Below are 19,501 nucleotides of genomic sequence, written 5' to 3'. Positions count from 1 at the left end.
CCTTCAGGGCGCCGGGATCAGCGCACGTCCACGTAGTCGCCCGCGGCCGTGGCCGCCGGGGTCGTTGTGGTGCCTGCGAAGGCGTAGCGCCAGTACCCGTCGGCCGATGCGGTCACGGTGGCCTTGAGGTTGCCGGTGCTGTCCGTCGTCACCGTTTTCACCGTGGTGTACACCGTCGCCCCGTACTTGCGGAACTGGAGATTCACCGGCTGCCCGGTATACCCGTGGTAGCTGCCGGTCTCCCAGTTGGCCCGCGCGAGCTTGCCCGTGACGGTGAGTGTGCTGCCCTTGATCACGGGTTCGGGGGAGGCGTTGACCGTCTGGGTCGAGTCGCGCTGGATGAACGCCGAGGCGGCGGCGTGCAGATCGGTGTGACTCCTGCCGTCCGCCGACTCCGCCCAGGCCGCGACCTTCCAGGTGCCCGCGAGTGCGTTGCGGCCGAGCGTCCAGCGGGGGGCGATGTACGCGAAGTGGGCCTCACACGTGGCCGTTGTCGCGTCGACCTTGGTACAGGTCGCGGGCCATGTGCCGTAGAGGATGCCGTCCGGGGAGTCGTACGAGCCGTGGTAGAGGTACATGTCACCGCCCGCGATGCCGGCCGGGTCGGTTGCGGTGAACTTCGCCTTGAACTCCTGGAGCGGCTCGTTCGTCAGCGCGACCCCCTTGCCGCCGTTGACGGAGACGTTGGAGATCCGGGTGGAGCCGGCCGTCTCGTCGCCCTGCGGACGCGGTCCGGCGAAGGCGCGCTCGACAGTGCGACGCACACTGCCGCCTTGGTCGTCGGTGGCGGTCGCGCGCAGTGAGACGAAGGAGGCTGTGGCCGGAACCGTGAGGGCCGCCGTGTTGCCCGCGAGCGGCAGGCCGGTCCACGTGGCGCCGTCGTCGACCGAGTACTCGATGCCGGTGACGGTCTCCTCCGCGGGGGAGTTGCGGGTGGTGGCGGTGGCGGTGATCTGCACCGGGGCAGCGGTGCCCGCGCGGTTGGACGCATCGAGCCCCGTGACCTTCATCCCGGCGTCGATCAGCGGCAGTTCGGCCGCGGCCGAGGCCGAGGCGGAGGCGAAGGTCCACTCGTTGCGTACCGTCGTGGACAGTCGCCGGTAGGGCACGCGGTGGCTGATGGTCTGGTCGAGCGCGTACGTCCCGGTACCGCTCGGCACGGTGGCCGACAGCTGCTCATAGGGCGTCATGCCAGTGCCCTGGGCATAGGTGACGCCGCTGCGCGTCAGGCGGTACGACATGACGGACCGGCCATCCGTGCCCGAGTGCCCAGCCGCGTCGCTGACCCCGTGCGGCTCGTACAGCCACATCTTGTCGCCTTGCCGCTGAGACCCTCCCCCCGCGCGACGGGTCGGCTGCAGCGGGGCCTCGCCGACCGTCTCGGCGGCCGCCGGACCGGTGGCCAGGGAACGGTCGGGCAGGCTGAGGGTGAACTCCCCGGTCCCGTAGGCAAGGAGCCTGCTGTAGGAGATGCCGGGGGTGACGTACTCGGTGACCGAACCGGCCACCGGCACGGCCGAGCCCACGTAGACACCGGTCCACTCCCCGAAATCCGGGACCGTCTGCAGCAGGGCGGTGGTCCTCGTGCCCGGAGCGCGCACGTGAGTGACCGTCGTCGCGAGCGCGGCCCGTGTCACCGACGCGATCGGCGCGGCGGGCACAGAGTCCCGGAACGTGTGCGTGAGGTCGTACCGGATGGGGCTGGGCGTGCTCGCCGTGGTGCCCCGTTGGTTGAGGACGTCGTGGATCCGCAGTGCCGCACCCGGCTGGGAGAACGGCGTGACGTAGACCTTGTCCGCACCCGAGCCCGCGAATCCCGCGAGGTCGCCGCCGGGCACGGCGATCCACACGGCGGAACCGCCTCGGGTGGCCGTCGTGTCGTCGACCCGGATCCCCGTCTCCTTGGCGGCCCGTTCGTCGAACGTCACGGTGGCGGCAGCCGTGCCGACCTTGAAGGTGCGGGTGAGGATGTAGCCGGGCCGCTGCCAGTCGCTGTGGAGCGCCACCGAGAAGTAGTCGCCCGGCGGCAGCTGCACGGTCGAGGACGGGCCGAGGGCGTCGCTGTCGACGCTGTATCCCGTCCAGGTCTTCCGGTCCCAGACGTGGAAGTGCTTGCTCGTGACGTCGGCGTTGGTGATGGTCAGCTTCACGGGGTACGTGGCCGCGGCCGTCATCGTCGGCGCCGTCGTCCCGGTCGCTGTCGGCCGGGTGACCGTCGTGGCCGGCACCGCCTGCGGCAGCGCGGTCGGGCGTACGGCCAGCGCGCCGTTCGTGGAGCCGATGGCGTACCGCTTCCCGGGCACTGCGCCGTCGTCGGTGATGCGGACGTCGCCGTCCACGATCTCAAGGCGCTCGCCGTTCCCCAGACCGGCCGCCTGCGACACGCCCTGCGGCGTGCCCTTCGCTGCGGAGATGCGCCCCACAGTCCCGGGGGTCGCGTCCGAGGCAGTGGCTGTCGGCGCGATCAGCGCCCCCGCCAGCACTGCCGCGCACAAGCCCGCCCCGACGGATCTTCGTGTGTTCCATTTCCAGGTCCCAGGCATCAGCCCGCCCTCCCCATGTTCGACTGAACGACAACTCCCGGCCCCCGACCGAGGAGTCGATCAGCGACACCCTAGAGCTGCGGGACCGAGCCGCAGATGGCGGGTGACGACCGCAGCGGACGGCCGCCCCGGGGCCAGGCCCCCGGGGCGGCGCCGCCGCGCCCCCGGCGCAAGGCCCACGGGGTGGCGACACCCCGGCCTGGCACGCGGCACCCGGCCCGGCGCGCGCCGCCGGTTGGCAGCCCCGTCTCCGGGGCCCGGCACCAGAGGGCCGCCCCCCGTCGGGCCGACCTCTCAGCCCTTGCTCACCGCCGTCAGGATCTCCGGCAGGCGGGCCGCCGTCTGCGGTGCCGCCAGGCGCACCCCCGACCAGGTGAGCAGCGCTCCATAGGCCGTGCCCGCCGGCAGCAGGAGCCACAGTGCTGCCGCGTCCGAGACGTGCAGCCAGATCGTCAGCGCCAGCAGCGGGGAGCACAGCAGCACCGAGAAGAGCATGCCGCCGAAGATCGAGATCCAGGCGAGACCGCCCTGCCCCGGCGCCACGTTCTTGTACGCGCTGTCCTGCGGGATCGAGTACGGGAAGCGCGCCGACGCCACCGCGCCCGTCGCCAGCATCGCGCCCAGCAGCGCGAAGGACAGGCCCAGCGTCTCCGGCAGGTCCTCCCACCGGCCGAGGACGCCCGTCGTGACGACCGCCACCAGCGTCATGTACGGCATGGTGACCAGCAGCAACGCCAGTGCCCTGGCGCGTAGTTCGGCGTAGGCGTCCCGCGGGGACGAGATCGTCAGCGCGACCATCCAGAAGGCCGACGTGTCCTGGCCGAACTGGTTGTACATCAGCAACCCCAGCATGCTCGCCGCGAAGCACACCAGGTAGATGGAGCCGGTGCCCTGCACCGCGTTGAAGACGGGCACGATCATGCCGACCGCCAGCGACGTCACCCACGCCGCCTTCGTCTTCGGGTCCCGCCACACATAGCGCAGGCTGCGCTGCATGACCGTGCCCGTACGGCCCTTCGGCAGCAGCCGGTGCAGACCGGTCGACGACCGCGGGCGGCGCGACGGCTCCGAGGCCGCCGCCAGGGTCGAGCCGTCCGGAGTCGTCATCAGCTTCGTCAGGCTGCGCTGCCACCACCACAGCAGGGCGACCAACGCCACGGCCGACAGGGCGAGTTGGGCGAGGGCGGTCCCGTACGCGCCGTCGCCCGCCGAGCCGACCGCGCCGAGAGCGGAGGCGGGCGGCACCCACCGCACGACGTCGGCCGCCGGGTCCAGCGCGGCCAGTCCGCCCGCCTTGCCGATGCGCTGCGCGCCGAAGTTGACGAACTGGAAGCCCACCGCGACCACCAGCCCGCTGAGCACCGCCAGATCGCGGCCCTTGCGGGAGGTGAGCAGCCTGATGTTGGCGGCGGCGACCGCCCGCGCCAGCGCCACGCACACGAGCAGCGTCAGCGGCACGGCGAGCACCGATACGACGACCGCGCCCGCCCCGTGCGCCAGGGCGACCGCGGAACCGACCGCCAGGCACAGCGTGAACAGCGGCCCGATGCCCACCACGGATGTCGCCAGCAGGGCCCTCACCAGCGGCGCCGGCCGCAGTGGCAGCATCACCAGCCGGGTCGGGTCCAGTGTCTCGTCACCGCTTGGGAAGAACAGCGGCATCACGGCCCAGCCGAGCGCGAGCACACCCGTGAGCAGGACGACGACCGAGGCGGCGTGCGCCTCGTCACGGAGCAGGATCAGCCCGGCGAGCTGTGCGGCCGCGAACAGCAGGGCGCAGACGATCGAGATGATGTACGCGGCCTTGCGGCCGGACGACTGGCGCAGCCCGTTGCGCAGCAGCGACAGCTTCAGGGTGACGAAGACCCGGGTCAGCGACGCGGTGCTCAACGCGCACCGCCGCCGAGCCAGTCCAGCGACTCCCCGGTGTCCCGGCCCTGCGCGCCCACGAGCTCCAGGAAGGCGCTCTGCAGCGTCGGCGCACCGCCCCGTACCTCCGCGAGCGGCCCCTGCGCGCGGATGCGGCCCGCGGCCATCACCGCGACCCAGTCGCACAGCGATTCCACGAGTTCCATCACATGACTGGAGAAGACGACGGTCGCGCCCGACGCGGTGTAGCGCTCCAGCACGCCGCGGATCGTCTGCGCGGACACCGGGTCGACGCCCTCGAAGGGCTCGTCGAGAAAGAGGACTTCCGGGTTGTGCAGCAACGCGGCCGCGAGCCCGATCTTCTTGCGCATGCCGGTCGAGTAGTCGACGACGAGCTTGTGCTGCGAGCCGGCGAGGTCCAGGACGTCCAGCAGCTGGGCCGCCCGCTTGTCCACCTCGTCACCGGGAAGGCCGCGCAGCCGGCCGTTGTACGCGAGCAGTTCGCGGCCCGACAGGCGCTCGAACAGCCGCAGCCCCTCGGGCAGAACGCCGATACGGGACTTCACCTCGACGGGGTCGCGCCACACGTCGTGACCGCCGACCAGCACCCTGCCCCGGTCGGGCCTGAGCAGTCCGGTGACCATGGAGAGCGTGGTCGTCTTGCCCGCTCCGTTGGGGCCGACCAGGCCGATGAACCTGCCCGCCGGAAGCGTCAGATCGATCCCCTGGACGGCGACCTGGTCGCCGAACCGCTTCCACAGACCTTCCACCTGGACGGCGGGCGGCGCCGTCCGCGTCCCGCCGCCTTCGTCAACTACCTGCTCCGGCATGGTCACTGCCTCTCGCTGTCCCCGTGGGTCCCCGTTGGTACGGGCACCAGCCTACGGACGACAACGCCTTGGGCGCAGGTGTGATCCAGGCAGTGGCCACTGGTCAGCGTTGCCGGGATCGTGCCGCGGCCGCCTCCCTGCCGCAGGCGTAGGCGAGCGGGCTGATCAGCTCTTCGGCGTCCGGCAGCCACCGGTTCGCAGGAGTGGGCCGGCGCGCCCACTGCACCGCGCCCCGTCCGCCGATGCGTGTCGGCGGGGCCGCCACCCAGTGGCCCTCCCCGCGCGCGACGAGGTCGAGGGAAGAGGGCGCCCAGCCGAGGTTCCGGATCAGCTCGGCGACCTTCACGGAGGCGCCGGGGAGCACGAAGAAGAGCATCCGGCGATCGGGGGTGCAGGTCACCGGGCCGAGGGGGAGATCCATCCGCTCCAGCCGGGCCAGAGCCAGGAATCCGGCCGACTCCGGAACGTTGAGCGCGTCGAAGGTGCGGCCCGTCGGCAGAAGGATCGACGCCTTGGGGTGCTTGCCCCACAACCGCCTGACCGCCGTGGCGCTTCCCGTCGCCTGGTTCGCCCAGTCCGGCCTGGCCGGATGAGCGCCGGGCAGCGGGCAGCCGGCGTCGCCGCAGGAACAGCGCTCCGCTCCGTCGGCGGCCTCCAGCCAGGTGCCGGGGAACACGTCCCAGTGCCGCTCTTCCGCGTACCGCACGGCGTTGTCCAGCAGCTGCTCACCTCGCTGGTGGGGGATCTGTGCGGCTTGGCTGACTGACATGGTCTCTTCCACGACACACTCAACTACCGCCGCAACCTCGGGTTACGGGGCCCCTCACGGCGGGCCGTGGAGCATCGATCCTGCATACGGGGCGCACGGTTGCACGGCCGGGGGCGCGCAGGGGGCCGTGGCCGCAGGGGCGGGTAGCCAGAGCGGGGAACCGCGTACGGAAGACGGGAAGGAGCCCCGCTCGACGCCGTGACGAGCGCAGTACGGCCACGGACACGGCACAGCACGACGGCGAACACGGCGCAGCACGACGGCGAACACGGCGCAGCACGACGGCAAAAAGGAACCAACCCGACCAACTCTGCATTCTCCATATATCAGCCGGGCAGTGATCAACTCATTGATCACCGCGGCATCAGGGGGTAGTTCATGGCAGCCAGGCCTCTCGTCGCCCGACAGCCGAACGAACGGTTGCAGGCACTCATCCAGGAAGCCGGGTGCTCGAACGCCGGCCTCGCGCGGCGCGTCAACATGGTCGGCACCGAACGGGGCCTCGACCTGCGCTACGACAAGACGTCGGTGGCCCGCTGGCTGCGCGGCCAGCAGCCGCGCGGCAGGGCGCCGGGGATCATCGCCGAGGCCCTGGGCCGCAAGCTCGGGCGCACGGTCACGATCGACGAGATCGGCATGGCGAACGGCAAGAACCTCGCGACCGGGGTCGGCCTGCAGTTCTCGCCGACCGTCGTGGGGGCCATCGAGCAGGTCTGCGAGCTGTGGCGGTCCGACGTGGGCCGCCGCGATTTCCTCTCCGGCTCGGCCGTAGCCGCCTCCGCCCTCGTGGAACCGAGCCGCGACTGGCTGATCACGGGCGCGGACACCCAGGTGGCGCGCACCGCCGGGGCCCGTGTCGGCGCCTCGGACGTCGAGGCGGTACGAGCCATGACCGCGGCCCTGACCGAGCTGGACCACCGCTTCGGCAGCGGACATGTGCGGCCCGTCCTCGTGCACTACCTGAACAGCGTGGTCTCCGGCCTGCTGTCCGGGTCGTACCGGGAAGCGGTCGGCCGCGAACTGTTCGCGGCCGTCGCCCGGCTGACCGAGCTCGCCGGGTACATGGCCGTGGACACGGGCCAGCCGGGGCTCGCCCAGCGGTACTACATCCAGGCGCTGCGGCTCGCGCAGGCAGCAGGGGACCGGGGCTACGGTGGCTATGTGCTGGCCGCGTCCATGAGCCACCTCGCCGCCGAGCTCGGCAACCCGCGCGAGATCGCGCAGCTCGCCAGGGCCGCGCAGGAAGGGGCGCGCGGGCGCGTCACGCCACGGGTCGAGGCCATGTTCCACGCGGCCGAGGCTCGCGGTCACGCCGTGCTCGGCGACTCCCGCACCTGCCACGAGGCCGCGGCGAGGGCGGTGGCGGCGCTGGAGCGGGCCGAGCCGGACACGGGCGACGACCCGGCGTGGATCGCCCACTTCGACGAGGCGTACCTCGCGGACGAGCTGGCGCACTGCCACCGCGACCTGGGCGAGGCGGGGGCGGCCGCCCAGCAGGCGGAGGCCGCGCTCGCCGGCCATCCCGCCGCCCGCGCACGGCGGCGCGCGATCGGGCTGGTGCTGCTGGCCTCGGCCCAGATCCAGCAACGGGAGGTCGAGCAGGCCTGCCACACGGCCACGCGCGCGGTCGAGCTGCTGGACACGCTGCGCTCCAGCCGGGGGACGGAGTATCTGGACGACCTCCAGCTGCGCCTGGATCCGTACGCGGGCGAGCCCGTGGTCCGGGAGCTCGCGGCGCGCCTGGAGCTGCGGGCCGCGTGACGGTGCCCCGCAAGGCTGCGGGGCCCTCTGGCCTGTCCGCGCGGGCAAGAACAGCGCCCAGTGTCCGCATATTGTCACTGCTCCGGCACGTGTGTGCGGAGCGCTCCGGGCACCCGGTAGCGTGAACCGACGATTCCGTAGGTCCACATGTAGGAGTCCCGGTGACGCACAGCGGACAGGGTGACGAGCAGCGGCTGCCGGCCGCGCGGCCCGCGCACGAAGGCGTCGTGCTGCCCGCCGACGGCAGTGAGCCCCTCATACCCGGCGCCCCGGGTGCTCAGGCGACCCCTGCGGGCGGCCAGCCGTGGGGCGCGCCGTGGGGGCCGCCGCAGCACCAGGCACCCGGGTCGCCCGGCGTCCCGCCGACGGGCCACGGGTATCCGGTCCCGGGCGCGCCCGGGGGCCACGGCTACCCGGCAGCGCAGGCCGACCCTGCCGGGCCCGGCACTTCCGCACCCCAGGCGGGCGGTCCGACGAACGCCTACGGCGCCCCCGGCGCGCCTGCGCCGCAGGGCCCGACCGGCTACGGGACGCCGTCGAACGGCCCTGGTGCGCCGGGCTACGGGTACCCCGGTGCGCAGGACGGGCCGGCCGGTTACGGCTACCCGGCCGTGCCGCAGGGCCCGACCGCCTACGGGACGCCCCCCGACGGCCCCGGTGCCCCCAGTTCACCGCAGCCGGGCTATGGGTACCCCGGTTCGCCGGCCGGCTTCCCGCCCGCACCGCAGGCCGGCCACCCGGGAGCCCCCGCGCACGCCCAGCCGGGCTACGGGTACCCCGGTGCACAGGCCCAGCCGGGCGGTCCGGGTCACCCCGAAGCCCCCGGGCAGGGTCAGCCGGGCGGCTACGGAGCCCCGGCCCCGCAGGCCCAGCCGGGCGGCTACGGCACCCCCGCCCCGCAGGGCGGTGTCCCCGTGCCGGCGGCGCAGCATGGTGTGACCTCGCAGCCGCTGCCGCCGCACGACGGCTCCGGGCAGACGGGGGCCGGTGCGGCCGACGAGCGCACCCAGATGCTGCCGCCCCAGGGCGGCACGGGCGGTGCCGGCGTGTCCGACGCCACGCAGTACATCGCGCCCGTCACCGGCGCAGCCGCCACGCCGCCCGGAGCCCTGCCGCCCGAGATGCCCGCCGAGTCGACGACCTTCCTCGGGACGGGCCGTGCGGCCGAGGGCGACGCCGAGGCCACGCAGTACATCGCGCCCGTGCCCCCGGCTCCCGCAGGGGCGCCGTTCGGCATCCGGCCCGGTGCGCCGGGGGACCGGCAGCCGCCGGCCGAGTTCGACAGCCTGTTCCGTTCGGACGCCCCCCAGGCGCAGCCCGCCGACCCCACTCAGCAGTTGCCCCGCTTCGACGCCCGGCAGGGCGCCCGGCCGTCGGCGTACCAGGAGCCGGGGTACCCGTCCCGTTACGACGACGAGCCCGCATCGCGCCGGCGGTCCATCGTGCCCGTCGTGGCCGCGCTCGTGATCGGCTGCGCGGTGCTCGGCCTCGGTGTCGGGGCCGTGATGTCCGGCGGTGATGAGGACAAGGATCCCGAGCCGGACAAGAACGTCGCCGCCACGTCCCCGGCGCCGAGCCTGAGCGCGTCCACGCAGGCGGCCGATCCCGACGAGCCGCAGGCCAAGGAGCTCGACAAGCTGCTCGCGGACAGCAACAACAGCCGTGCCGCGGTGATCCGTTCGGTGGAGAACATCAAGGTCTGCAAGAACCTCGACCAGGCCGTGACGGATCTGAAGGGCGCGGCGACCCAGCGGCGCAGCCTGGTGACCCGGCTCGACGGACTGACCGTCGACAAGCTCCCCGACAACGCCGCGCTGACCGCCGCGCTGACCAAGGCGTGGCAGGCGTCGGCGTCGGCCGACGACCACTACGCGGCGTGGGCGCAGCAGGTGAAGGGCAAGAAGGGCTGCAAGGGCGGCAAGGCCCGGGTCACTTCGCAGACCGCGCAGGGCAACCGGGCCAGCGGTGAGGCGACGAAGGCAAAGAACGAGGCCGCGCCGCTGTGGAACGTGATCGCCCGCAAGCACGGCCTGACCGAGCGCCGCAGCGACCAGCTCTGAGGTCCGGGTCGTGGGCGTCCGGTGCCGGACGCCCACGACCGGACCGGTCAGGACAGTCGGCACGGGACAGTCGGCACGGGATGGTCACGACGGGACGGTCAGGACGGGACGGTCAGGACGGTCAGGACGCGGCCATCAGCGTGTCGCCCACGTCCACGAAGTCCTTGGCCTGGGCCACCAGCCGTCCGTCCCGCACCACCTGGAACGTCACGCTGCGGTTGACGATCCGCGGGTAGCCCGGTGCGCCGAGCATGTCCTCGTACCCCCACCGCAGGGGCGGTGTCAGACCGTCCGTCGTCACCTCGAGGCCCTGGTCGAGGGCGTGGGAGATCCGGCCGGGGGTGATCTCGTCGCTGTCGAGCGCGCGGATCACCCGCTCCAGCACGGTGTAGGCGATCCAGGTGGTCTGCACGCCCGCGTCGGCCGGGTCGATGCGGTCGTCCCCGAAAGCGTGCTCCGTGACGACCTTGTGCATCCCGTCCCAGCGTTCGTCGTTCGCATCCGGGTACCAGCTGGTGATGTAGGCGCCTTCGAAGGGGCCCTTGCGGCCGCCGGTGCGGTCGACGAGGGGCTGGCCGACGCTGCCGATGACGGACGAGATGCGGATGTGCCGGCCGTCCTCGGGCAGCCGCCGGAAGGAGTCGAAGAAGGTCTCGGTGCGGTCCCCGAGCGCTGCGGTGACACAGCCGGGCCGCGCGCCGGAGGCGAGAGCCGCTGTCCAGGTCGGTTCCGCGGCCCGCCTGCGGGCCTGCTCGGCCTGCGAGGTGTACTCGGTGGCGTCGTCGGCCGCGAGCACGTCGGCGGAGGGGATGCGCTGACCGCCCTCCTTCAGGCCGGAGTTGAGCAGCTGTACGAGATCGTCGCCGTTGATGCTGTCGGGGCGTACGAGGGAGACGCCGGCGCAGGAGTCGGCGAGCTGCCTGCCGTTGCCGGCGACCAGGGCGGGCTGGCCGCCGTTGACGGGGTAGGACAGGTAGCTGGTGAACTCCTCGGCGGACAGGCCGTATCCGCCGATGAAGGGGATGCCGGCGGCCTCCAGGGGCGCCATGAAGGAGCCGTACTGGCTGTAGGAGCCGACGACCGCCACCGCGCCCTCCTTGACGGCCCGCCGGGCGCAAAGGGCCGCCCCCTGAGGGGTGTTCTTCTCGTTGCAGGTGATGACGCGCAGGTCGTGGCCGTCTATGCCGCCGCGTGCGTCGGTCCAGCGCTCATAGGCCTTGGCCATCGCCATCATGCCGGGCATGTTGGTGGCCTTGGTCTCCTCGGGGGCGAACGTCATGACGGTGACGGGTTCCCTGGAGCCCCCCGGATCTCCAGGGAGGACACCGCAGCCGGCGACGAGGCATGCACCTGACGCCACCGTCGCCACCGCGGTGATGCATGCGGCACGTACGCGACGGGTCTTGGAGGGGCGGGGGGTGAAGGAGCGACGCCGACCGGTCATGACTCCGCACGCTTCCTCCTCCGAGGTAACAGAACGGTGAGCGGTCTTCAACGCAAGGTGACCAGAAGGTGAATTACAGGGGCGGGTCCGGGTGATCGAAAAGGGAACGTACGATCGAAGGCGTGCAGCAAGGTTCGGTCAACCCTTCCCGTCGCGGCCGTCGCTCCTCCACCATGGGCGGCATGCCGCTCAACGACATGCCCTGGTGGCGCTGGCGCAGCAACGTGCGCTCGGCGCTGCACATGCTTTCCGACCCCGTCTTCCACCAGGAGTGCTGGCTGGCGGGACTCGAGGGGTACGGCGACGTCACGGACGCCGTCTACCGCCTGGTCGAGGACACCTGGCTGGACAACTGGTCGGCCGAGAAATACGTCGGCACGATCTTCCGCGACTCGGAGGAGGCCGCGCTCGTGGACGTCGCCGTGCTGCGGGTGCTGCGCATCATGCACCAGGTCGGCGCGGACGCCCCGGTCTCGGCGTACATGGAGCACCAAGGCTGGCCCGAGGCCGTACGCGCGGCCCGCGACGCGCATGTGCTCCTCGCGTCGAACGACGGCGAGGACCCGGAGACACCGCCGCGCTCGCTCGACGTGCTGCGGATCATGACCCGGTCGGTGTGAGCGGACCGTCCCGGGCGTGCCCGGACTGTCCAGGGCAGCGTCCGCTTGACGGACGCCGTCCGAGCCCGCGCGCCTTTTGTGGCAGGCTACAAGGATGACTGACGAGTACGTCCTCACACTCTCCTGCCCGGACAAACAGGGCATCGTGCACGCCGTGTCGAGCTACCTCTTCATCACCGGCTGCAACATCGAGGACAGTCAGCAGTTCGGAGACCGGGACACCGGCCTGTTCTTCATGCGGGTGCACTTCTCCGCCGAGGCCCCGGTGACCGTGGACAAGTTGCGCGCCAGCTTCGCCGCCGTCGGCGACGCCTTCGACATGGAGTGGCAGATCCACCTGGCCGACGAGCGCATGCGGATCATCCTGATGGTCAGCAAGTTCGGCCACTGCCTCAACGACCTCCTCTTCCGTTCCCGCACCGGCGCCCTGCCGGTCGAGATCGCCGCGGTCGTCTCCAACCACACGGACTTCGCCGAACTGGTCGGCTCGTACGGCATCCCCTTCCACCACATCCCGGTGACGAAGGACACCAAGGCCGAGGCCGAGGCGCGGCTGCTGGACCTGGTGCACGACGAGAACGTCGAGCTGGTCGTCCTCGCCCGCTACATGCAGGTGCTCTCCGACGATCTGTGCAAGCAGCTCAGCGGCCGGATCATCAACATCCACCACTCCTTCCTGCCGAGCTTCAAGGGCGCCAAGCCCTACCACCAGGCGCACGCCCGCGGTGTGAAGCTGATCGGCGCGACCGCGCACTATGTGACAGCCGACCTCGACGAGGGCCCGATCATCGAGCAGGAGGTCGAACGCGTCGGCCACGAGGTCACGCCGGAGCAGCTGGTGGCGGTGGGCCGGGACGTGGAGTGCCAGGCGCTGGCACGCGCGGTGAAGTGGCACGCGGAGCACCGCATCCTGCTCAACGGACGCCGCACGGTCGTCTTCGCCTGAGCGGCCTGAGCGGCCTGGCCCGGCGGCCAGGTCGTGTCCGCAATGTCCCGCCTGGCGTCTAGGACGCGCCCGCGGCCCCCGACACCGGGTTGTCGCAGAGGTCGTCCAGGACGAACGCGCCCTCCTCCTCTTCCTCCTTCTCCCGCTGGAGCGCGGTCTCCGCGTCCAGCCGTTCGAGCAGGCGGGTCAGGAGCGCCGGGTCCTTCGGGTCGCCGACGAACTCCAGCACGGCGCGGTAGAACGCGTCGCGCAGCGTCGGCGGCATCGCGTCCGAGGCGTCGAGGCAGATCTGGTGCGCCGAGTCGAACAACTCCTGCACGGCCCGTGTGCCCTGTGACGGCGGCTTGGAGGCGAACGTGCCGCCGGGGAAGAACGGCCGCTCACCGGGTTTCGCGGCGTCCGCCCAGTCCTTGCGGGCCGGCGCGGAGGTGAGCCTGTCCAGCAGGTCCCAGGCGGCGGCGCTCGGCCGGAACACCGCGGCCATGTCGCCGGACACCTCGAAGTTCCGGCCGCCGCCGTCCTCGGCGGAGACGACCGGGTCGAGATGGCGGGCGGTCGGGCTCGGCCGCACGTCGTCGCCGTAGTGCCTGCGGATGAACGAACCCTGGTGCTCGTGCGTGCAGTCGCCGCGGTTCAGCAGCCCGTAGCGGCCGTCGTCGAGCAGTTCGAAGGAGTCGGTCAGCGCATCCGGAGCCGGGGAGCGGCCGCTCCCGGAGAGCGTCCGCGCCCACTCCTCCCACACCGGCCGCGTGCTCTTCCAGGAGGTCTTGCCGGTCGCCCAGTTCTCGTACTCGACGGGCCCCCCGCGCTGCAGCATCAAGTCCTCGATCCAGTCCGTGCCCGGCCAGCCGGAGGTGGCGCCCGAGTTCAGCCCGAGGCACCACTCCGGGTCGGCGTCCTCCGGGACGTCCGTACGGCTCCACACCAGCGACTTCAGGTCCACGCGCACCGGTGCCCAGAAGACGTGCGTCCGCGCCGCGCCCCCCTTGCCCGCGACGGTGACCGGCGGCGCCCACGGCGGGATGGCGGCCCCGGCCACCCGCTCCGGCAGCGGATGGGCGTCGCCCGAGCGCGCGTACTGGGCCAGTTCACCGGGGCTGTTGAGAATCGCCAGATCCGGCGGCGCACCGGCCTGGAGCTGGGCGACGAGGGTCTCGCGCAGCGAACGCGTCCCCTTGTAGACGTACCGGTGACCCGTCTTCCTGCCGATGCTCTTCAGCGCCTGAACGAACGGCGTCTCCTCGCCGTCCGTCCACGGGCCGAGGACGACGAGCGTCCGCTCGTCCGGGGCGGCGCTCGTACAACCGCCCGCCGAGACGGCGGAGACGGCCAGCAGACAACCCGCCAGAGCGAGTCTCAGACGCTTCATGCGTCGCTGTCCTTTCGCCGGGCGAAGTGCGGCGGATACGGCCGGGCGTAGAGGTAGAGCGTGACGCCGCAGGCCAGCGCGCCGAGGCCGGTCACCGGCACGGCGATCCCCGCGGTCAGCGCCCAGCCGTCCGGATGCGCAGACGCCATCCGGTCCGCCGCGTCGTCCGCCACGCCCTCGATCGTGCGCCCCACGCCGGGCACCGCGGTCTCGTACTTCAGCTGGGCGACCATGTGGTGCACGCCCGCCTGCGCGGAATGCTCCTGGGCCCCTCCGGCGGTGAGCAGCACGGGCGTCAGCAGGACCGGCACCGACGCCGCGACGAGCTGGACGCTGACCAGGCGCAGCCGGTCGCGCAGGAACACCGAGGTGCCCACGACCGTGAAACCGAACACGGCCGCGACCCCTGCCGCGGCGCCCGACGCCGTCAGAGTGAGCGGGCTCCAGGCTGCCAGGTCGCCGCTCTCGGCGAGCAACTGCTTCTCCAGGACCTCGATGCGGTCCAGCACGGTGGTGGGCTCCTGCGCGCCGTTCGCCGGCTGCGCGCCGCGCAGCATCCCCGCCGCGTACGCGACCCCCGCCTCGCGCAGCACCCGGCTCGAACGGTTGCGGTCCGCCCACGCGATCTTGTCGCCGTAGGCGACGACGAGCCCGGACACCACCCGCAGCTCCTGCTCCTGTCCCTTGCTCAGGGCCCCGGACTGCGCGACCAGGTTCAGGCTCTGGCCGGCCTCGGTCAGATGCGAGCGGTACGTCTCGCCGAGCTCGACGAGCCCGGCGTGCTCCGGGTTCAGCAGCCGTAACTCGGCCTGGGCCTGCGCGAGTCCGAGCGAGGTACGCGCCTGGGCGAGCCCCACCAGCGCCGGTACGGCCCGGTCCCGCAGATGCTCGGAGCGCCGGTGCACGTCGTTGTAGGCGGCGGCGCAGAGCGCCAGGGCGACCAGCGCGAGCGCGGGCAGCACCAGCATCCTGCGCCGCAGGAACGCGGCGGTCGGCCGCCCGGTGCCGGGCGATCGCCCGGTGGCGCGTTTCCACAGGGCAGGCGGGACGCGCTTCGCCTGCCGCCAGGCGCGGCCGCCGTCCCGCCGGACACGACCGCCGAGCCGCAGCAGCGGCGTGCCGCGCGACGGGTCCGTACCGCCTGTCATGCGTGGTCCTCGGCGGCGGGCGGCGTTGCGCTCACGCGACGGGTCCGTGACGCTCGTCATGCGTGGTCCTCCCCGCCCGGCAGGAGCACGTGCCGGGCCCGTCGCACCCAGGCCGGGGAACGGCCCCGGACGTGCCTGACGCCCAGCGGCCGGGTGCCGAACGCCCGGTCCAGCAGCGCCTCCGCCAGCGCCGCGTCCTCCGGCCGGTCGCTGCGCGGCACCTGCTTGGCCAGCCGGCGGTAGCTCGCCGACAGCTCGTCCCGCAACTGCCGTTCCGTCCTTGGGACCTCGACCCCTGCCGGCCCGGCCGCGGCGAGTTCCGCCAGCGGGGCGCTGGCGCCGGCCTCCGTGTGCGCTTCCTCGACCAGTCCGAGCAGCATCGCCAGCAGCTCCGTCCTGATCCGGTCCTGGGCCTGGCCGTCCGTGAGGCCCTCGTCGTTGGTCAGCCGGTGCAGCGCGGCGTAGGCGTCCACGGGCGAGCGCCGGTTCACCTGGATGCGCACGACGGCTGTGCGCGCGGCCGTGCGGTGCCGGGAGTCCGGCGGCACGCTCTCCAGGTAGTCGCACGCCTTCTCCCACTCGTCGTCCGCCAGATGGATACGGGCGAGTCCGAACGCCGCCGCGCCCATCGCGTGGTTGCGCTGGAGCACCGCCTCGTAGAACTTCTTGGCCTGTGCCACGTTCCCCTCCCGGTCCGCCGGGGGCGGCGGCAGCTCAACGTCCCAGCTCCCGGCGGACGGTGTGACGGCCAGCTTCTCGTGGCAGTAGCCGAGCGCGAGCTTGGGCGCGTACTCGCCGGGGATCGCCCGGTACACCGCGTCGAAGCTGCGCCAGGCGTCCGCCGTGCTGCCGGACGCGAGGTCGACAAGGCCCTGGTGCCAGTCGAGCCGCCAGTCGTACCGGGACCGGTCGCCCAGGCGATCCTCGGCCAGGCGCAGTTCCAGCCCCGCCGACGCCAGGTCGCCGAGCTGGAGATGGAGCCGGCAGCGCAGCAGGTGCAGTTCGGGTGAGCGCTCCCACTCGCGGCTGAGCTGCAGCAGACCGGCAGGGTCGTCGTACGACGTGCGCTGCAGCTCCTTCCAGTTGACGTCCTGCACATCAGGCTTGGGCCTGGGCAGCGCCACCGCGGCCTCCACCGGGTCCGGGATCCGCGCGCCGAGGCGGTCCGGCGCGCGGTCGGTCCGCCAGCGCTCCAGCGGCGGCGCCTTGCCGAGCTGGCCGTCGAGTGCGGCGGCCGGCGGGTCGAACAGCGTCGAGGGCTGGTAGGTCTCCTCACCCAGCCGCAGCGACCTCAGTTCGCGCAGCACACCGCGCAGCTGGACGGCCATCTCGTCGGCGGAGGCGTACCGCAGCTCCGGCTTCTCGGCCATCGCCCGCTCCAGCGCCCGGTTCAGCGACTCCTCGCCGATGTCGGCGGACGGCTCGGGGTCCCGGGACAGCAGCTCGCGCAGCACCGCACCGACCGTGTACAGGTCGCCCGCGGTGGTCATCTCGCCCATCGGGCCCGACTTCGGCGGCTTGTGGGTGACCGGCCCCGGCTCGCCCGGCTTGCGCACACCGGCCACGTCGATCAGTTTGATGCCGTCGCGGCAGTGCAGGACGTTCGTCAGCGAAAGGTCGCCGTAGACGAGGCCCTCCTTGTGCAGATGACCGAGCGCGTCCAGGATCAGCAGCCCGTACGCGACGACGAACTCGCGGACGCGCGGCCCGGCGAACGGCGGCCTGCGCTCGGCGATACGGTCCGCGACCCACGACAGCGGCGCCCCGTCGGCGAACTCCATCACGATGAACTCATGCGGCGCCGACGGATGCCGCGCGTAGTTGACCACCCGGATGATGGACGGGTGGTTGAGCCGCACCAGCCTCAGCCGCTCCTGGTGCGCCTGGCGGACGGCGGCCGGATTGTCGGGATCGAGGACGCCCTTGAGCGCGACCGGCCGCTTCTCCAGCAGCAGGTCACGGGCCAGATACACCTGGCCGTGGCTGCCGCGGCCGATCGGCCCCACCACCTCGTACTGCTGGTGCAGCAGGTCGCCCGCCGTGAGCTTGGCGCCGGAGCGGGCGGTCACCAGTGCGTCCGGGGCGCCCACGGTGACGACCGGCAGATCGGTCAGCCCGTCGCCCGGCGGCTCGGCCACGAACTCGGGCGGGCCCGCCGTCCGGCGCAGGATCTCCTCCCTGTTCTCCGCCTCCAGCAGCGCCGCCTCGATGTCGATGGTGATGCGGAACAGGGCGTGCGGCAGGGCGCGGTCGTCGTACGACAGGCCTCCCGGGAGCAGCTGTGCGAGCTTCGTCCGCATCCGGTCGGCCTGCGCGGAGCGGGCTCCGGCGTGCTCGGCCGGCCGGGCGGGGTGCTCGCGTATGCGGCGCTCGCACTCGGCGAGACAGTCCAGCCGGGCCCGCAGCCGGGCGGCGCGGCGGTCCGGCCAGTCGGGCTCCATCACCTCGGCGCGCACCTGGTCGAGCAGGGGCGAGCGACGGTCGCTGAAGACGAGCAGGAGACGGGTCTCCCCGCCGGCGCGGAGGGCCCGTAACAGGTCCATGATCTCGCCGTCGGACGAGGCGCACCGATCGACGGCGAGGAACGCGATGTTCAGCGGCGGGCTCTCGACCGCGATGCGCCGCAGCAGGGACTCGTGCGCGCCCACGCCGGTTCCCTCGGCCTCGGGAACGTCGAGTCCGATACGGTCCGCGGTCTGGCGCGCCAGTTCCTCCACCGTGCGGTTCGTCGCGTCCACCGCGATGTCGATGCTGCCCAGTTGGGGCTCACCGGCCGAGGCGGGCAGCGCCGACGGCGTCGGCGGGCTCTGCTCGCGGTCCGCCAGCGTCAGCACGGACCGGATGGTGTACCGCAGGTCGTGCTCGCCCACCCCGGCGAAAACCGGCTCCACCGGGTCGGTGTCCTGCTCACCGTCCAGCCAGCGCGTCAGCCGTCGCTGCAGTCCCGGCACCCGCCCCGACACCGTCCGGTCCGGCGCGACCGCGACGTCCCGGGACACGGCACGCAGCCCGGTGATCTTCAGCCCGAGCCGTTCCAGCCGCTCCCGCCGCAGATGCCGCAGCACCGTCTCCGTCGGGATCATGTACGCGTGGTCCCGGCGCACTCGCGCCTCCGGCGTGCCGAACTGGTGCACAAGGATGCCGATGACCCGGCGGGAGCGGCTGTGCACGACTCCGCATCCGCTGTAGCCGTGCCGCACCACGTACGGCGAGTCCTGGGTGTCGAGCTGCACCCACTCCGGTGCCGGTGCGGGACCACCGCGCCCCATCAGCCGGGCGTCCAGGTGCTCGCCGCCCGGCAGGTCCTGCGGGTAGCCCGTGAAGTGGACCGGTTCGCCGGGGGCGGGGATCTGCCGGTGCAGCACCGCGACCGGCACCTCGTGCGGAAGCCCGGGACGGTCGTCCAGTTCGAGCAGGGCCACGTCGCCGCCGAAGTCGGGCGTGGGCTCGACGAAGAACTTCGGCACCACCCGGGCACGCACCGGCCCCTCCGCCCCGCCGGACGAAGCGGCGCGCAGCACGTCGACGTACACCGTGTCCAGCCTGGCGCGGACCCCGGCCCGGTCCGGCGGCGAGAGGACCGTGTGCGCACACGTGAGCACCCAGGTACGGGACAGGAGCACTCCCGCGCCGAGCGGGATGCCGTTGCGATCAGGTGTGCGAAGCAGTCGTACCCGCCAACTCTCCTCGTATTCCAATGAGTTGGATGTGCGATACGGATCGCTCATACTGGCCAACGATAACTACGGGAAGCGGGGGGCGCGATGGCTGAGCGTGACGAAACCGCGGTGGCCGGGCTGGCCGAGGTGATCGGCCAGGTCCGCGACGAACTGGAGCGGGCACAGCGCGCCGGGGCCGGCCGCGATCTGCGCTTCAGTGTGGAGAGCGTGCAGCTGGAGTTCGCCGTGCAGGTCAGGCGGGAGGCCACGGGCAGCGGCGGGCTGCGGATCGGCGTGCTGACGGCGGGCGGTGGCGGGACGAAGGGCCACGACCGGACGCACACCATCCAGATCCAGCTCAAACCGCACGGCCCCGACGGCAACCCGAACATCAGCGTGGGCGGCCCCGGGCCGCACGGCGGCATGGGCTAGTCCTGTCCGGCGGCGGTCATGCCGCGGGCGGGTGGCAGGCGGGGAAGGGCG

13 protein-coding genes are annotated in these 19,501 nt (G+C 72.6%); 5 read left to right on the top strand and 8 right to left on the bottom strand.

Annotated elements, in window-relative coordinates:
• Positions 1-17: 17 nt before the first annotated feature.
• The 4 genes from J7E88_RS05090 to J7E88_RS05075 all read right to left on the bottom strand — a co-directional run bounded on the left by J7E88_RS05090 (position 18) and on the right by J7E88_RS05075 (position 6,011).
• Complete coding sequence (locus J7E88_RS05090) at positions 18-2,423, bottom strand: hypothetical protein (RefSeq protein ID WP_215177737.1); 2,406 nt, start codon at positions 2,421-2,423, stop codon at positions 18-20.
• Positions 2,424-2,837: 414 nt separating this feature from the next.
• A complete protein-coding gene (locus J7E88_RS05085) occupies positions 2,838-4,454 on the bottom strand; it encodes a transporter (protein ID WP_215178174.1) in 1,617 nt (538 codons plus the stop codon).
• Positions 4,430-5,242: an ABC transporter ATP-binding protein gene (locus tag J7E88_RS05080; RefSeq protein WP_215177735.1), complete on the bottom strand. Its 813-nt coding sequence runs from the start codon at positions 5,240-5,242 to the stop codon at positions 4,430-4,432. The genes J7E88_RS05085 and J7E88_RS05080 overlap by 25 nt, the downstream gene beginning before the upstream one ends.
• Positions 5,243-5,345: 103 nt before the next feature.
• Positions 5,346-6,011, bottom strand: coding sequence for a bifunctional DNA primase/polymerase (locus J7E88_RS05075; RefSeq protein WP_215177733.1), 666 nt, complete (start codon positions 6,009-6,011; stop codon positions 5,346-5,348).
• 378 nt (positions 6,012-6,389) lie between these two features.
• Between J7E88_RS05075 and J7E88_RS05070 the strand changes: the two genes are divergently transcribed.
• Both J7E88_RS05070 and J7E88_RS05065 read left to right on the top strand, forming a co-directional pair.
• On the top strand, positions 6,390-7,772 hold the full coding sequence (locus J7E88_RS05070; protein ID WP_215177732.1) for a transcriptional regulator: 1,383 nt from the start codon (positions 6,390-6,392) through the stop codon (positions 7,770-7,772).
• Between the two features lie 161 nt (positions 7,773-7,933).
• Positions 7,934-9,832: a hypothetical protein gene (locus tag J7E88_RS05065; RefSeq protein ID WP_215177731.1), complete on the top strand. Its 1,899-nt coding sequence runs from the start codon at positions 7,934-7,936 to the stop codon at positions 9,830-9,832.
• A 121-nt stretch (positions 9,833-9,953) separates the two neighbouring features.
• Here the strand turns inward: J7E88_RS05065 and J7E88_RS05060 are convergent, their stop codons facing one another.
• A complete protein-coding gene (locus J7E88_RS05060) occupies positions 9,954-11,276 on the bottom strand; it encodes an ABC transporter substrate-binding protein (protein ID WP_215177730.1) in 1,323 nt (440 codons plus the stop codon).
• A gap of 173 nt (positions 11,277-11,449) precedes the next feature.
• Here J7E88_RS05060 and J7E88_RS05055 point away from each other — a divergent pair, with 173 nt between their 5' ends.
• Together J7E88_RS05055 and purU are read left to right on the top strand one after the other, a co-directional pair.
• Positions 11,450-11,896 carry a hypothetical protein gene (locus J7E88_RS05055; protein WP_215178173.1) on the top strand — a complete coding sequence of 149 codons (447 nt, stop codon included), beginning with the start codon at positions 11,450-11,452 and terminating at the stop codon, positions 11,894-11,896.
• A gap of 94 nt (positions 11,897-11,990) precedes the next feature.
• Positions 11,991-12,842 (top strand): formyltetrahydrofolate deformylase, encoded by an 852-nt coding sequence (gene purU / locus J7E88_RS05050; protein ID WP_215177729.1) that lies wholly within the window; start codon positions 11,991-11,993, stop codon positions 12,840-12,842.
• Between the two features lie 58 nt (positions 12,843-12,900).
• Here the strand turns inward: purU and J7E88_RS05045 are convergent, their stop codons facing one another.
• The 3 genes from J7E88_RS05045 to J7E88_RS05035 are packed head-to-tail and all read right to left on the bottom strand — an operon-like array spanning position 12,901 to position 19,087.
• Positions 12,901-14,211 carry an extracellular solute-binding protein gene (locus tag J7E88_RS05045; protein ID WP_215177724.1) on the bottom strand — a complete coding sequence of 437 codons (1,311 nt, stop codon included), beginning with the start codon at positions 14,209-14,211 and terminating at the stop codon, positions 12,901-12,903.
• A complete protein-coding gene (locus J7E88_RS05040) occupies positions 14,208-15,359 on the bottom strand; it encodes a hypothetical protein (RefSeq protein WP_215177722.1) in 1,152 nt (383 codons plus the stop codon). Before J7E88_RS05040 ends, J7E88_RS05045 begins: the two co-directional genes overlap by 4 nt.
• Before the next feature lie 56 nt (positions 15,360-15,415).
• Positions 15,416-19,087, bottom strand: coding sequence for a tetratricopeptide repeat protein (locus J7E88_RS05035; RefSeq protein ID WP_215177720.1), 3,672 nt, complete (start codon positions 19,085-19,087; stop codon positions 15,416-15,418).
• A 36-nt stretch (positions 19,088-19,123) separates the two neighbouring features.
• Between J7E88_RS05035 and J7E88_RS05030 the strand changes: the two genes are divergently transcribed.
• A complete protein-coding gene (locus tag J7E88_RS05030) occupies positions 19,124-19,450 on the top strand; it encodes a trypco2 family protein (protein WP_215177719.1) in 327 nt (108 codons plus the stop codon).
• The last annotated feature ends 51 nt before the right edge of the window (positions 19,451-19,501 follow it).

Source organism: Streptomyces sp. ISL-10, assembly GCF_018614575.1.
Classification (GTDB): Bacteria; Actinomycetota; Actinomycetes; order Streptomycetales; family Streptomycetaceae; genus Streptomyces.
Note: the sequence above shows the minus strand (reverse complement) of the source record. Positions and strands in the feature narration are given on the sequence as shown.

Excerpts from the sequence above, each read along its gene's own strand:
- J7E88_RS05080 (WP_215177735.1), bottom strand. The coding sequence starts at position 5,242 with ATGCCGGAGCAGGTAGTTGACGAAGGCGGCGGGACGCGGACGGCGCCG.
- J7E88_RS05075 (WP_215177733.1), bottom strand. The coding sequence starts at position 6,011 with ATGTCAGTCAGCCAAGCCGCACAGATCCCCCACCAGCGAGGTGAGCAG.
- J7E88_RS05070 (WP_215177732.1), top strand. The coding sequence starts at position 6,390 with ATGGCAGCCAGGCCTCTCGTCGCCCGACAGCCGAACGAACGGTTGCAG.
- J7E88_RS05060 (WP_215177730.1), bottom strand. The coding sequence starts at position 11,276 with ATGACCGGTCGGCGTCGCTCCTTCACCCCCCGCCCCTCCAAGACCCGT.
- J7E88_RS05055 (WP_215178173.1), top strand. The coding sequence starts at position 11,450 with ATGGGCGGCATGCCGCTCAACGACATGCCCTGGTGGCGCTGGCGCAGC.
- purU (WP_215177729.1), top strand. The coding sequence starts at position 11,991 with ATGACTGACGAGTACGTCCTCACACTCTCCTGCCCGGACAAACAGGGC.
- J7E88_RS05045 (WP_215177724.1), bottom strand. The coding sequence starts at position 14,211 with ATGAAGCGTCTGAGACTCGCTCTGGCGGGTTGTCTGCTGGCCGTCTCC.
- J7E88_RS05040 (WP_215177722.1), bottom strand. The coding sequence starts at position 15,359 with ATGACAGGCGGTACGGACCCGTCGCGCGGCACGCCGCTGCTGCGGCTC.
- J7E88_RS05035 (WP_215177720.1), bottom strand. The coding sequence starts at position 19,087 with ATGAGCGATCCGTATCGCACATCCAACTCATTGGAATACGAGGAGAGT.
- J7E88_RS05030 (WP_215177719.1), top strand. The coding sequence starts at position 19,124 with ATGGCTGAGCGTGACGAAACCGCGGTGGCCGGGCTGGCCGAGGTGATC.